This window comes from Ralstonia sp. ASV6 (assembly GCF_016429285.1).
GTDB lineage: Bacteria > Pseudomonadota > Gammaproteobacteria > Burkholderiales > Burkholderiaceae > Ralstonia > Ralstonia flaminis.
In genome coordinates this window covers 1-13414 of the sequence record NZ_JAELUI010000059.1, presented here as the reverse complement: position 1 = coordinate 13414, position 13414 = coordinate 1, and the positions used below count along the sequence as shown (strand labels likewise).

Sequence of the window (13414 nt, the reverse complement as noted above, 5' to 3'; positions counted from 1 at the left end):
CCCCTTCGTCACCGCAGATGCGCTAGCGCACCAATCAACTCGGCTGGCGCACAGCGTGCGTTGCTTCCCCACGCTTGCCAAAGATCACCTGCACCACCACGGCCACCACGATGTTGAACACCAGCGCCGCCAGGCCCGTGTAGATGGTGTACTTGTCGCCACCAATCACGAACGTGTGCACCGGCTTGATACCGTCAGAAAACGCCAGCCAGCTGCCGCTGATCATGCCCGCCGCCCAGCCTGCCAGGAGCGCCGGTGCGCGGAAGCGGTTGGACAGGTTGAACAGCCCGAACACCACCGACGGGAAGGTCTGCACGATCCACACACCGCCCAGCAGTTGCAGGTCCAGCGCGAACTTGGTAGGCAGGAACAGGATGAACACCAGCGCGCCCGCCTTGACGATCAGCGAGATCACCTTGGCCACCTTCTCTTCGCCAGCCGGCGTCAGATCGGGCGTCACGTAGGGCTTCCAGAAGTTGCGCGTGAACAGGTTGGCTGCACCAATCGACATGACCGCCGCCGGTACCAGCGCACCGATGGCGATGGCCGAGAACGCAAAGCCCGTGAACCAGCTCGGGAACAGCGCGTTGAACAGCGCGGGCACCACGTCGTTGTTGTTGGTGACCTTGACGCCTGCGGCATAGGCCATGAAGCCCAGCAGCGCAATCAAACCCAGCAGCACCGTATAGGCGGGCAGGAACACGGCGTTCTTGCGGATGGTGTCTGCACTGCGCGCCGCAAAGATGCCGGTGAGCGTGTGCGGATACATGAACGCCGCCAGTGCCGAGCCAATGGCCAGCGTGGCGAACGGCAGGAACTGTGCAGACTTGAGCGTCAGGCCCGTGGCACCACCCTTAAGCGCGAATGCGTCGTGCGCCGAGGCAAACACCGCGCCATAGCCGCCCAGCTTGGCCGGCACCAGCACCACCGCCACCAGCACCACGATGTAGATCATGATGTCTTTGACGAAGGCGATGAGCGCTGGTGCGCGCAGACCAGCGGAGTACGTGTACAGCGCCAGGATCACGAACGCGGCGGCCAGCGGCAGCTCGCCCGTCAGGCCCAGCGCCTTGATCACGACCTCCATGCCGATGAGTTGCAGCGCGATGTAGGGCATCGTCGCCACCACGCCCGTCAGCGCCACCGCAAACTCCAGCGGGCGCGAGCCGTAGCGGCCGTACACCGCATCAGCCGCCGTAACGTGGCCTTTGGCATGCGCCACCTTCCACAGCTTGGGCATGATCAGGAAGACGATCGGGTACACCAGGATCGTGTACGGCAGCGCAAAAAAGCCATACGCGCCCACCGCGTACACGAGTGCCGGCACGGCAATCACGGTATAGGCGGTGTAGAAATCGCCGCCCACCAGGAACCACGTGATCCAGGTGCCGAAGTTGCGGCCGCCCAGCCCCCACTCGTCAATGTGTGCGCCCTTGTCGGACTGCCCACGCTGCCAGCGCGAAGCGATGAAGCCCAGCACCGTGACCAGCGCGAAGAAGAAGACAAAGACCGCGAGCGCAGTCCAGTTGATCTGTCCGTCCATCATTCTTCTCCTTTGCTCTGACCGTTCTTGAAGACGATCCAGATCAGCAGCGAGGTGATCGGCACCCACAGGAACTGGTACCAGTAGAAGAACGGAAAGCCGAAGAGCGTGGGTGTTTCCTGGTTGTAGAACGGCACCCAAAGCAGGCCGATGAATGGCAATGCGAGCAAGTACTTCATGGGTTGTCTCCTGATGCTCGAGGGACTTCGGTTGTTGTTGTGAAGCGGTGAGGTGCCACGCGCGCCGCGTGATCGGTCGGAATGCTGAGGAAGTGCTTTCCGTCGTTTTTGTTATCCGGCGCACTGTGATCGCGCCATCCCCGCAATGCCATCCGCACCTGTACGCACTCACCACACGTAGTACTACGTAGTAAGCGTAGGCTTTTCGTGTGAAATAACCAATCGCTAAGGTTGGCGCGGGTTTCCTAGGGTTTTCACGAATTCCAGCCTCCCCACTTGAACACGGGATGCATGAGAAAAACTTGCAAGCCGGCCATCACACCGCGTGGTACCAAGCAAAACGGGGAACCACCGGCATAGGCCGGGGCTCCCCGTTGTGGTTGTCGCGTTGCAGCAGAACCCCCAGCGTGGCCGGGGGTATTCATGCGGCGCGTGTTGCCGGCGGCGCTAGCGCATTACCAGTTCCAGCGCAGGCCGAGCTTGCCGTCGTAGCCATGCAGGCGGCCATCGGTGCTGATCTGGTAGCCCACGCTGGCATAGAACGATGCCGTGCGCGTGAACTGCGCCGTCACACCCGCCTGCAGGTCCACCACGGTAGCCGGCATACTCGAGGTGAACGGCACCCAACCGTTGGCCGACGAGAACGATGTCGTGGTCGTGCCGCGGAACTCCTGCCACACGCTCGCCCGGAACCACGTCGAACGCGGACGCTCAGGCGACTCGCCCCAGTCCTTCGCCACCCGCACGCCCACGCGGCCCAGCAACGATTGCGCGTTGCCAAAGTGCACCTGTGCGGCCGGATCGGCGCCATCTGCCAGGCCGATGCGCTGATAGATCAACTGCGCCTGCGGCTCGACGCGCCAGCGGTTCTCCAGCGCAATCGGGTAACCCGTTTCCAGCGACAGCGCATAGCCCAGGCCATGCGAGGTCAGCCCAGCCATGCGCGTCGGCGACGACGTCACGTCGTAGCGCGTGCCCTGCGCAACCGCGTCGACGTACCAGTCGTTGGGGCTGAAGTGCGTCCAGTAGACACCCACCGTGGTGGCGTTGATGGCGTTGCTGCCGGCATCGGTGCCATCAGCGTGCGTCACGTCGCCGGTGATGCGGCCGGTGGAGAACATCACGCCCGCGTGGTCGCGGCTGTTGTCGGCGTTCTGCGCGCGGTAGACATCGCCACCGAGCTGCACGGCGGCCAGCTTGTAGTCGAACGCCGGGCCATCTACGCCGTAAATGCCGCCGTCCGACATGCGGCTGCCCTTCTGACCGATCACGCGGGCCCAGGCGCCGTTGAAGGCCTTGTCGCCGTTCGGCACACCGGTGCGCAGCAGGGTTTCATCGCCCACGCGCTCGTGCAGCGTGTCGAGCATGGCGCGGCTGTACATGAGCACCATCGACGGCACGGCGGTGTACAGCGACACCTCGGGTCGGTAGTTCGGCACCTCAGGCGTCGGCGTGGTGCCAGTGCCGCCGCCGTTCGGGTCTGGGGTCACGTTTGGTGTGGGCGGGTTCGGGTCGGGGGTCACGTTCGGCGTGGGGTCCGGGTCCGGAGCCGGGCGCGTCGAACGCAGGTACCAGCTATCCGCCGAGCCATTGCCACCGCGATGCAGCGTGTACTCATACGGCCCGGCAACCACCGGTGCGCCCAGCGCAAACGCACCCGCCTGCGTGGTCGCGCCATTGATGGCCACCACGACCGGAATACCGTTGCCCGTGGTCTGCGCACCCGCGCCACCCACGTTGGTGATGCGCACGGCCGTGTTGCCCGCAGCGCCACCGCCCGACAGCACCAGCTGGTCGGTCGGCGAGTTGTCGGCGCCCAGTTGTGTGTTGAGCGCCAGCGTGCCGCCCGCGCCCATGAAGCCGCCGTTGACAGCCAAACGATTGCCCATGCCTGCGCCGCCAACTTGCATCAGGCCCGTATTGAACAGCGCGCCGTTGATGGTGAATGTGCCCGTGCCTGCGCCGGTACCCGCCAGCGACGGTACCGCATCGGCTACCGCCAGCGTGCCGTCGTTGCGCACGCTACCGGTCACCGTGCCAAAGCCGCCCAGCGTGGCGCCGCTGTTGACCAGCGTCGAGCCCGCCAGCGATGCATTGCCGTGCGTGGCATCGCCCACCACCAGCGTGCCGGCCGCGACAGTCGTGCCGCCGCCAACACTGTTGCTGCCGTTGAGGGTCAGCACGCCGCTGCCAAGCTTGGTGAGCGCGCCGCTGCCCGTAATGCCCTGCGACAGCATCGACGCAAAGCCCTGCGTATCGATCGTGCCGCCGCCCGCATTGAGCGTGACAGCACGCGTGCCGGCCAAGTCGAGATTCTGGTTCAGCTGCAGCGTGCCGCCGTTGAACGACAGCCCACCGGTGGCTGCACCCAGCGCGTTGTCTGCGCCAATGGCCACGGTGCCGCCATTGATGCTGGTGCCGCCGGTATACGTATTGCCGCCTGCAGCCGTGGGCGCCAGCGTGAGGGTGCCGGCGCCGGTCTTCTCGACCGCGCCCGTGCCGGAGATCAACCCCGCGTAGGTGCCGGCGTCCGGCTGGTCAAAGCGCACCAGGCCGTTGTTGACGATGGTCGGCATCAGACTCTGCGCGCGCCCTTGCAGCGTGCCCGCCGCATCCACGGTGATGTTGCCGGTGTAAGCAGCGTTGTTGCCGGTAAGAATGAGCGTGCCCTGCTGCACGGAGGCGCTCTGCACGCCGCTCACGGTGCCGGTCAGCGTCCAGGTGCCGGTATCGTTCTTGATGAGCGTCTGGAAGTTGCTGATGTTGCCGGGCAATGCGCTGTCACCCGTGCCACTCAGGTAAATCGTGTTGGAACCGCCACCGCCGTCGAAATTGCCGGTGATGGTCGAGCCCGTGTACAGGCGCAGCGTGTCGTCGCCGCCCGCAAACACGAGGTTGCCGCGCACGATGCCCTTGTTGGTGAAATCCACGCTGGCATTGCCGGCGCTGCCGATCACGTTGCCGGGCGCCTGGATCACGCCCGTCTCGTTGTTGACGATGGTGTTGCTGCCGCTCAGGTTGTCGAACCAGATGGCGGCGGCGTTGTTCGAGCGGATCGTCCCATTGTTGATGACGGTGTTGCCCGAGCCCATCACGTTGACGGCCTCGCCATTGTTCTGCCGGCCGTTGGACAGCACGCTGCCGCCCTCGGCAACCGTAAGGGTGCCGTTGTTGCGGAACTCGATCGTGTTGTTGCCGGTGTTGAACAGGCCCGGACCGCTGGTCGCGTTGTTGCTGACGGTGGCACCGCCCTGCACGTTGATGTTGGCGTTGTCGCGCAGGCTGATAGCGTTGGCGCTGCCCACGCTGATCGTGCTGCCAGTCTGGACCGTTACCGTGCGGTTGTCTTCAACGGCCTTGTTGCCGGTACCGACGGTTTGCGTCCACGGATTGGGGTTGGTGGTATCGCACGTGGTGACCGCACCAGAAGTGACACACGCCGCCTTGGCCGCGATGGCAAACAGTGTCAGGGGCGACGCAACCAGCGCCATGGACAGCATGCGTTGTCGCTCGCGACGGCGAGAGACCAGTTTGGACGATGTAGGCATATTGATTTCCCGTGCCCGCACCGCCAGCAAGAACCCCGCACACCACGCCCTACCGGACCTGACACGCAAAGCTCCGCCAGCGGAGCAGACACCGCTCCGAGAAACAATCGATGGATGAATGGAAAACGAACTTCCCCGTTCGTCGCCGCCTTGCATCCGGCGCACGACAGCGGCGTGGCCGGTGGGCGGACGGGCCGCTCTATTGGCGGCGGCTCCGTCAGGCCCGCAAACGATTCAGTTGCACGGTCCCGGTGGGTGTGCAGGCGACACTGATTCGTCAATGGAGTGCATTGTGGGCGCCCTCGGCGCACCAAAATTCAACAAATGTAAAATTACTGCTCAGGCAGATAAGTGATTGCGGAGATGCAAAAGCTGGCCATCTCGCACACTCACCTAACTTAATTTAGGCATTTTTATTTGGCGAAATTCAGACGGATGTTTTATCAATTTACGACGAAACATCGAGCGCATTATTTTAATTTTCATCGCCAAACAATTGAATCCGATGCTTTCTTCGCGAATCGTTTGCGACCCCTCGAAAACCCTTACCAGCAAAGGATCATCACCAATCCACTGAATATTTATAAGCACTCGTTTACTTAGAGCAATCCTTCGAAAACGCACTCTTTTTTAAAATTTTTTTCAATCTCCTCAAAGGAACCCTTGTAATGTCGCCGCATCAACCAGCTTTCTCATCCCACTTAGCCCGGCATTCCCCTCGCCGGGTATTTTTTTGGTGGGCTTCAATTGACCGTACCTGCGACCGTCCGTCGCGACAATGCTGAGCCTCGCGTCAGTAGGAATGTCCGCAGACGCGCTGCGTAGTCCACATCTACGGCATCGCGCACAGAAGGTCGAGCCGCCAGTGCGCTGCGCCATGCACCGACTTTCGGCAGTTCATCCAACACGCCGAACGCATCGATCGTGTCGAACACGTCGAAGTAGCGGAACACGGGTCCGAACACGGCATCGACCATGCAAAAGCGTGCGCCATCAAAATAGGGGCCGTCGCCCAACTCGGCCTCCAGTTGCGTAAAGCGCCGGCGCAGGTCTTGGGCACGCGCAGCAAGCGCTGCATCATCCGGCGCGGTATAGAACGCAGCAATGCCGTTCAGCACAGAGGAACCGAACTCCATCCATGCTCGATGCTGCGCGCGGGCCAGCGGCGCCTCGGGGTGCAGGCGTGGTGCTTCGCGCCATATCTGGGCTTCATCCAGGTATTCGCAGATGACGGCGGATTCGAAGATGGGCGTATCGCCCGCCAATAGCACGGGCGTCTTGCCCAGCGGCGAGATACGCAGAAACCAGTCGGGCTTGTCAGCGAGGTCAATGTCGCGGCGCGTGAACGGCACGCCTTTCTCGTGCAGGACGATGGCGGCGCGCTGCACGTATGGGCACAGCGGATGGCTGACGAGGGTGAGTTGCAATGGCACGGGCGGCTCCAGCGTGTGGATGTCCGCTTGACTGTAGAGCCGCGCCCGCACCGCGAGAATGCGCGACGCTGCAAAGCGTGTATGCGCCAGCGCAATGCTCAGCGGCGCGCGGCACCGTGCAGCCAGGCCACGGCGGCGCACACAAGCTGCACCATGCCCCCGCTCAGCATCGCCATGCGCAGGCCCTGCGCGCCTCCGCCATACACGGCGTACACCGTGCCCAGGATCGCCACGCCCAGCGTCGCACCGCTCATGCGCGCCACGTTGACCAGCGCGGAGGCCGTGCCCGAACGTTCGGGCCCCACCGCACCCACGGCAGTGTTCATCAACGGCCCGGTGGCAAAGCCCATGCCGAGCCCGGTCAGCGCCAGCCCAATCGCTGTTGGCACGATGGACACATCACCGGCAAACCCACCCAGCGTCAGCAACCCCAGCGCGATGATGCCCACGCCACCGGCCATCGCCAGCCGCGCACCAAAGCGACGTAACACCACGCCCGAGGTGGGCGACACCACCATGAACACCACCGCCATCGGCATCAGTGCGATGCCTGCACCGGTCACGCTGAAGCGCCCGGTGCTTTGCCACATGAGCGGCAGCAGGAAGAGCGCGCCGTACATGCCGAAGGTCATGCCTGCCGTCGCGACAACGGCACCCCGGAAGTCACGGATGCGGAAGAGATCCAACGGTACCAGCGCCGCACTGCCGTGACGCGCTTCCACATAGATGAACCACACAAGCGCACCAAGGGCCGCCGCCAGCACGCTGATAGCCAAGCGCCAGTCCTGATGCGCCTCAATGGCAGCAAAGGCCAAGCCACCCAGCGTGATGGCGCCCAGGACCTGCGCCAACGCATCGAACCGGCGGTGCGTGGCATCCGACGATTCCGGCACCACACGTACGGCCAGCACCATGGCAACCATGCTCACCGGCACCACCACCCAGAACACCGCACTCCAGCCGAAGTGCGTAACGAGCAAACCGCCTACCGTCGGGCCGATCGTCATGGCCAAGCCGTTGCACGCCGCCCAGACGCCCAATGCGTGCCCGCGTTCGACCGGGTCCCGCCACACCACCCGCAGGATCGCCAATGACGCCGGCAGCATCAGCGACGCCCCTAACCCGGCCAGCGCCCGCGCACCAATCAACCAATTGATGGACGGCGCCAGCGCACACAGCACGGAAGCCACCGAAAACACCACCGCCCCTGATACGAACGCGCGCCGCCGCCCATATAGGTCCACCAGCAGGCCGCCGGTGAGCAGCAGCGTGGCGTAGGCCAGGTTGTAGGCGTCGATTACCCACTGCAGCGGACCGACGCCCGCATGAAAGACCTGGCCGATCGGGCGCACGGCCAGGTTGACCACGGCGGTGTCGATCTGCGCGACCAGCACGGCCATCGACAACACGCACAGCACCAGCCGTTTGTGTGGCACAGGGCCGGTGTGCGCCTGTTGCAACGTCATGCCATCCATCTTCGGACTCCACCCAAGGGAACAATGACCCGAGCGTAGTGCCGGCACCCCGGATGACGTTTCGACGCGTGTCGAAGCATCGCGGCACGGGCGTCCCTAGAATGGACACAACTCGAGGAGTCCGACATGTCCCATCTGAACAGCTTTTCCGGCACGGCCTTCCTGATCGCCGACCCGGCACGTGCCGCCATGCTCACAGCACTGCTCGACGGGCGCGCGCTACCTGCGGGCGAGCTGGCACATGCGGCCGGCGTCACTGCGCAGACGGCAAGCACGCACCTGGCCAAGCTGCTCGACGGCGGCCTGCTGGCAGTGGAGACGGAAGGACGGCACCGGTATTTCCGGCTGGCCGGTGGGCACGTGGCGCAAGCGCTGGAACACCTTGCCGCCATCACACCAGCGGCAGCCGTGCGGCGCACGGCACCGGGCCCCAAGGCGCGCGAACTGGGCTTCTGCCGCTGCTGCTACGACCATCTTGCCGGGCAGGTTGGCGTGGCCGTCACGCAGGCGCTGCAATCGCACGGCTATCTGCTGCCGATGCCCGACAAGCAGTACGAGATCAGCGCGGCGGGCGTCATCTGGTTTGGCAACATCGGGCTCGACGTGCGCGGCATCCGCCCAACCCGGCGTGGGCTGGCACGGCAATGCCTGGATTGGACCGAACGCACGCATCACCTGGCGGGGCCGCTGGGCGTGCAGTTCCTGCATCGGCTGTGTGACGCAGGCTGGATGCTGCGCTCGCGCAACTCACGCGCGGTGTTGGTGACGCCCAAGGGCTGGCAGGAACTGCATCAGCGCCTGGGCGTGGATGAAGCGACGGTGCGCAGCGAGGCAAAGCACCGTCATACGTGACCCTGCGGTTCAGTGGTCCGCAAAGGCCAATACTTCTGGCAGACGCGCCAGTAGCGCATCGCGCGAGCGCAAGCCTCCTGATGTCGGTTCAAGCTTGTTGTCCTGAATCAGGTTTGCAAACACGTAGGTCCGACTGTCGTCACCCGTGCCCTTCTTCGCCCAGCCGACAAACCAGCCGTAGGCGTGCGCCTGGTCCCACGTGCCGTCGGGGGACGTGTTGCCGGGGCCCGGCCCTGCGGTGCCGGTCTTGCCCTGCACGGCCCAGCCACCCGGCACCGGCCAGGTCTGCACCGTGCGCTCGACCATCTCGTACGTATGCGCAGACACCGGCAACTGGCGATTGACGATCTTGCGCATGAAAGCCACCTGCTCCTCCGGCGAGATCTTCAGCGACGAGGTGATCCACGAGCGATCCAGACCGTTGTTTTTTCCCGGGTCGCCGCTCGCGTCCATGTTGCCGTAGTCGAACTTGCGCAGGTACGACTGCAACGTCTGCGCACCCATCGCATGCGTGATGCGCTGCGAATACCAGACCACCGAGTACTTGAGCCACAGCGTAGGGTCGATGGGCTGGTGCCAGGCCTCGCCACCCCAATCGGGGTCGCCAGCCTTCATGTGCTCGACGGGGGCATGCTCGTCTTTCAGGAAGCCGTGGTCGTAGCCCATGACGGCCAGCGCCAGCTTGAAGGTGGACGCGGGCGTGACACGTTCGGCGCACTGGCCTTCGTGCAGAACGACCTTGCCGGTGGCCGCATCGGCGACGATCGTGCAGATCGTGCGCTCGGCATGGGCAAAGGTGGCAAGCGCGGCCAGCAGGGCGCCGGTCGCGGCGTGGCGGAGTTTCATCATCGATCAACCTCGAGAACGGGAAAGAATGGACTGCGGAAAACTGCGCGGCAGCGTAGCAGCGGGGCCACCATTCCATGGACCGCCACACGCGTAACGGCTGTAACGCTCGTGCGCCTGGCGGGGCGAAATTCCCTTCGTTCAAGAAAGGCTTGCAAATTTCGCGGGGGGCTGTAAAATGCGCCGCTCACCTAGCCCAGGTGGCGGAATTGGTAGACGCACTAGTTTCAGGTACTAGCGGGTAACTCCGTGGAGGTTCGAGTCCTCTCCTGGGCACCAAACACAGTCCTCAGCGGTTCGAGGGCGAACAAAAACCCGCGTGGCGACAAGCTTCGCGGGTTTTTGCTTTTCTGGCGCCCAGCCAACTCCTCGCAAACATCACCAAGACTCAGCGCAGCAACGTCACCACCTCCGGATTAAATGCATCGATGGCGCTGCCGCATGTTTCGTCGGCCGGCACACTGGCGGGCAAGCCACTCGCGAGCAGTGCACGACGATCGCCACCAGCCTCGAACAGTTGGAAGCGTTCTGCGGCCACGTAACCCTTGCCCGTGAAATACAGCAGCACGCTGGGCAGGGAAACTGGTGCGCCCCTGGGCGCAGCACGCAGCGCTGGCATGTTAAGGCTTGCCTCGTGCCAGTGCCCCGGATCATCCCGCGTCTGCCAGCGCAGCTTCAACGGCGTGCCAAGGTCCACAAGCGCCTCGCCGGCGCGCGTGTAGGCCCAAGTGCAGTGGGTGTTCGCCTCGATCGCGCCGTTGCGACCCAGCACCAGGGTCTGACCATTCACTTCGAGACGCACGATGACGGGCGCAACGTGGTTGGACAGATGGAACTGCACCAGATTGCCGACCTTGCCGATCAGCGCATCCTCGGTGGAAGCGGCGCCCAGATTCAGGCTGGGGGCCATCTCCACGTGATCGCCGTAGTGGAAGTACTGATGCACCAATACCCAGGGCTCGGGCACGAAGCGGCTGACCTTGTGAAGATCAGGATAAGGCAAACGCACCAGCGGTACGGTACGCCCGTTCGTGGTGCTCCACCCTTCTGGGTTGCTGCTGCCGTAGGTGTAGGTATCAATACTGGCACGCAGATGGGCGCCATCGTAAGGGAACGTGCCCGCAGCCACGCCAGCCCTGTCCGGGTAGCGTGTAAGGCTCACGAACCTGGCATTCGGACCAGGCTCCATCGGCATTTTGGGCGGTGCGTCGGAAGCGTTGTTACCGTCGACATCTGGCGCCAGCCATAGCGGTCCGCCGCTCAGATTGACGTGGGTTTCATGGATGGCCGGATGCGCATCTGAAAATCGCCGGGCGTTGGCGGATTCCATCTCCATCGCGGCAGGCACGATGCACATGGCAAGCAGTGGCGGCGCGAACATCACTGCATGTATGCGGCCCGGCAGGCTGCCGCGTGCCTTCGCCATATAGACGATCCAGGTAATCACCAGCGCTGCGGCCAGCGGCCCACCAACGAAAATCGCCAGCATGACTAGGCCGATGGCGCCATAGCCGAGGTTCGGGGTCAGCACGGCTGCCAGACTCAAGCCGCCTAACCACAGTCCGAGCGCAATGCCAAGAACCATGCCGAACCAATAGCGCCCGATGGCGGGCGTTGCGTTTGCCTGCGCACGGGTTGGCGGTTGCTGTGCGCCCATGTCAATGTCCTGCGGTCGTTGTCATCTTTGTCGTTCTCTTGCTCGGCATCCGGCGCCAAACGGTACACGATCCGAATGCCCGCGACTTAGATCATTTCGAAACATTGGCGTACGTAACGCGGTGACACCACGCGATACTCGGGAAACTGTGCGCCGGTTGCACACGCGTGGTTCGGCAGGATGCTCCGTTCGTCCCGACAGGGTTGATGGAAACACGACGGTGCGCAGCCCACCTGTGCGAACCATCTCGATCGGCTTTGCCGACCTGGTCCTCGCCGCACTGACGACGACCGGCGGCTGTGGTGCGAGGCCGCGGACGTGCACCGCAAGCATGCGCCCCTTGCGTACGTGCGACGCACGCCTCCAATGATTCGCCTGGCGAGTGTCCGACCCCGGATGATGCCGTTCAAGGCGGACAGGCGGAGTCCATGCGTCGGCGAAACGCTCAGCTGTCCAACGCGGTCCTGAAACGCAGGCGACCTGGCGGTGCTCACCAGCCGTGAAACCGTCCCCACACTTCCACTCCGCCGCGCGACGACACCGCGTGATACTCGGGAAACTGCGCACCCGTTGCGCACGCGTGGTTCGGCAGGATGCGCAGCTTTGTCCCGACGGGAAAGCGTGTGGCAAGATCATCGCGAACCGAGCCGTCGCTCGCGGCCAGGATGCCGTGTTCCTGGTTCGCGCCGATCAGCGTGAGCCCGTCGAACAGCGTGCCATCGAGCGCGCAGGGTTGACCGTAGCCGAAGTCGTGCAACTGCTTGGCCGTACCACGGTCACGGCTCATGGCCATCCAGCCCGCATCGACGATCACCCAACCCTTGTCCGCTTGATGACCGATCACGGTGGTCAGTACGCTCAGGGCAATCTCATCGATCTTGCACACGCCCACGTTGTGCATGACCAGATCGAAGAACACGTAGACACCCGCGCGCACTTCGGTCACGCCTTCCAGATGCTCCGCAGCCAAAGCAGTCGGTGTGGAGCCAACGCTGACTGCTGTGCACGGAATACCCGCCTCGCGCAAGCGCTGCGCGGCGCGCACGCAACCGGCGCGCTCCTGCTCGGCCAGCGCAGCAAGCGCGGCCTGGTCATGCAAGTCGTAGCTGGAGCCAGCGTGCGTCATCACGCCGCCCACCTTGATGCCGCCGTCCTGCAGGATGCGGCCGACCTCCAGCAACGCATCCTGCTCGGGCGTAATGCCGGAGCGGTGGCCATCGGTGTCGACTTCGATCCACACCTCGCTGCACTCGCCATGGGTGCGGTAGTGGTCGACCACGGCCTGGGCGGCCTCTACGTTGTCCACGACGAGCTTGAGGTGGCAGCCCTGTCGATACAACGCCATCGCGCGCGGCAACTTGGCGGCAACGATGCCCACGGCATACAGAATGTCGATAATGCCGGCGGCAAAGAACGCCTCGGCCTCCTTCAATGTCGAAACGGTAATGCCCTGCGCGCCGGCCGCCACCTGCGCGCGCACCACGTCGAGGCACTTGGTGGTCTTTACGTGCGGACGGAATGTCACGCCCAGCGCGTTCATGCGCTGCTGCATGCGCGCAATGTTGTGCTGCATGCGCGGCAGGTCGATGACTGCAGCGGGCGTGTCGAGTGCATCTAGGGTGATCGTGCTGGAGGTCATGGTTGCGCTCCTCATTCGGTAAAGCGGCTGGCCCAGGGCACAAGCCCGTCCAGTGTCGGCGATTCGATTTCCGGCGGCTGCGCGCCGTCTACCAGCGAGAGGCCGATGCGGTTGTGCCAGTAGGTGCGCAAACCCATCGCTGCCGTGCCGAACATGTCATAGCTGGAACCGGCCACAAACGCGGCATCTGCCGCCTCCACACCAAGCTGTTCCAGCGCCATGCGATACGGTCTGGGATCGGG

At 64.0% G+C, this 13414-nt stretch carries 9 protein-coding genes, 1 tRNA gene and 1 pseudogene; 2 read left to right on the top strand and 9 right to left on the bottom strand.

The genetic code is table 11. From position 1 onward, the window contains the following. Positions 1-34: 34 nt before the first annotated feature. From mctP to JHD73_RS13645, 5 genes are all read right to left on the bottom strand, one after another. Positions 35-1543, bottom strand: coding sequence for a monocarboxylate uptake permease MctP (gene mctP / locus JHD73_RS13665; protein ID WP_199030830.1), 1509 nt, complete (start codon positions 1541-1543; stop codon positions 35-37). Continuing rightward, positions 1543-1722: a DUF3311 domain-containing protein gene (locus JHD73_RS13660; RefSeq protein ID WP_199030814.1), complete on the bottom strand. Its 180-nt coding sequence runs from the start codon at positions 1720-1722 to the stop codon at positions 1543-1545. Before JHD73_RS13660 ends, mctP begins: the two co-directional genes overlap by 1 nt. A gap of 455 nt (positions 1723-2177) precedes the next feature. Then, complete coding sequence (locus JHD73_RS13655; RefSeq protein WP_199030813.1) at positions 2178-5270, bottom strand: autotransporter outer membrane beta-barrel domain-containing protein; 3093 nt, start codon at positions 5268-5270, stop codon at positions 2178-2180. A 743-nt stretch (positions 5271-6013) separates the two neighbouring features. Beyond that, positions 6014-6703, bottom strand: a complete 690-nt coding sequence (locus JHD73_RS13650) for a glutathione S-transferase family protein (RefSeq protein WP_368735540.1) — start codon at positions 6701-6703, stop codon at positions 6014-6016. A 98-nt stretch (positions 6704-6801) separates the two neighbouring features. Then, a complete protein-coding gene (locus JHD73_RS13645; protein WP_233176958.1) occupies positions 6802-8169 on the bottom strand; it encodes an MFS transporter in 1368 nt (455 codons plus the stop codon). Positions 8170-8304: 135 nt separating this feature from the next. On the opposite strand from JHD73_RS13645, the gene JHD73_RS13640 reads away from it, so the two are divergent. After that, a complete protein-coding gene (locus tag JHD73_RS13640; RefSeq protein ID WP_199030811.1) occupies positions 8305-9030 on the top strand; it encodes a helix-turn-helix transcriptional regulator in 726 nt (241 codons plus the stop codon). A gap of 9 nt (positions 9031-9039) precedes the next feature. Here the strand turns inward: JHD73_RS13640 and blaOXA are convergent, their stop codons facing one another. Next, positions 9040-9879 (bottom strand): OXA-22 family class D beta-lactamase, encoded by an 840-nt coding sequence (blaOXA, locus tag JHD73_RS13635; protein WP_199030810.1) that lies wholly within the window; start codon positions 9877-9879, stop codon positions 9040-9042. Positions 9880-10070: 191 nt separating this feature from the next. On the opposite strand from blaOXA, the gene JHD73_RS13630 reads away from it, so the two are divergent. After that, positions 10071-10155 (top strand) — tRNA-Leu (locus JHD73_RS13630). 109 nt (positions 10156-10264) lie between these two features. Here the strand turns inward: JHD73_RS13630 and JHD73_RS13625 are convergent. The 3 genes and pseudogenes from JHD73_RS13625 to JHD73_RS13615 all read right to left on the bottom strand — a co-directional run. After that, positions 10265-11533 carry a hypothetical protein gene (locus tag JHD73_RS13625; RefSeq protein WP_199030809.1) on the bottom strand — a complete coding sequence of 423 codons (1269 nt, stop codon included), beginning with the start codon at positions 11531-11533 and terminating at the stop codon, positions 10265-10267. Between the two features lie 490 nt (positions 11534-12023). Continuing rightward, positions 12024-13172, bottom strand: a complete 1149-nt coding sequence (locus JHD73_RS13620; RefSeq protein WP_199030808.1) for a DSD1 family PLP-dependent enzyme — start codon at positions 13170-13172, stop codon at positions 12024-12026. A gap of 11 nt (positions 13173-13183) precedes the next feature. Next, positions 13184-13414, bottom strand: a pseudogene (locus JHD73_RS13615) (haloacid dehalogenase); the annotation flags it as partial.

Excerpts from the sequence above, each read along its gene's own strand:
- JHD73_RS13640 (WP_199030811.1), top strand. The coding sequence starts at position 8,305 with ATGTCCCATCTGAACAGCTTTTCCGGCACGGCCTTCCTGATCGCCGAC.
- blaOXA (WP_199030810.1), bottom strand. The coding sequence starts at position 9,879 with ATGATGAAACTCCGCCACGCCGCGACCGGCGCCCTGCTGGCCGCGCTT.
- JHD73_RS13620 (WP_199030808.1), bottom strand. The coding sequence starts at position 13,172 with ATGACCTCCAGCACGATCACCCTAGATGCACTCGACACGCCCGCTGCA.
- mctP (WP_199030830.1), bottom strand. The coding sequence starts at position 1,543 with ATGGACGGACAGATCAACTGGACTGCGCTCGCGGTCTTTGTCTTCTTC.
- JHD73_RS13660 (WP_199030814.1), bottom strand. The coding sequence starts at position 1,722 with ATGAAGTACTTGCTCGCATTGCCATTCATCGGCCTGCTTTGGGTGCCG.
- JHD73_RS13645 (WP_233176958.1), bottom strand. The coding sequence starts at position 8,169 with ATGACGTTGCAACAGGCGCACACCGGCCCTGTGCCACACAAACGGCTG.
- JHD73_RS13655 (WP_199030813.1), bottom strand. The coding sequence starts at position 5,270 with ATGCCTACATCGTCCAAACTGGTCTCTCGCCGTCGCGAGCGACAACGC.
- JHD73_RS13625 (WP_199030809.1), bottom strand. The coding sequence starts at position 11,533 with ATGGGCGCACAGCAACCGCCAACCCGTGCGCAGGCAAACGCAACGCCC.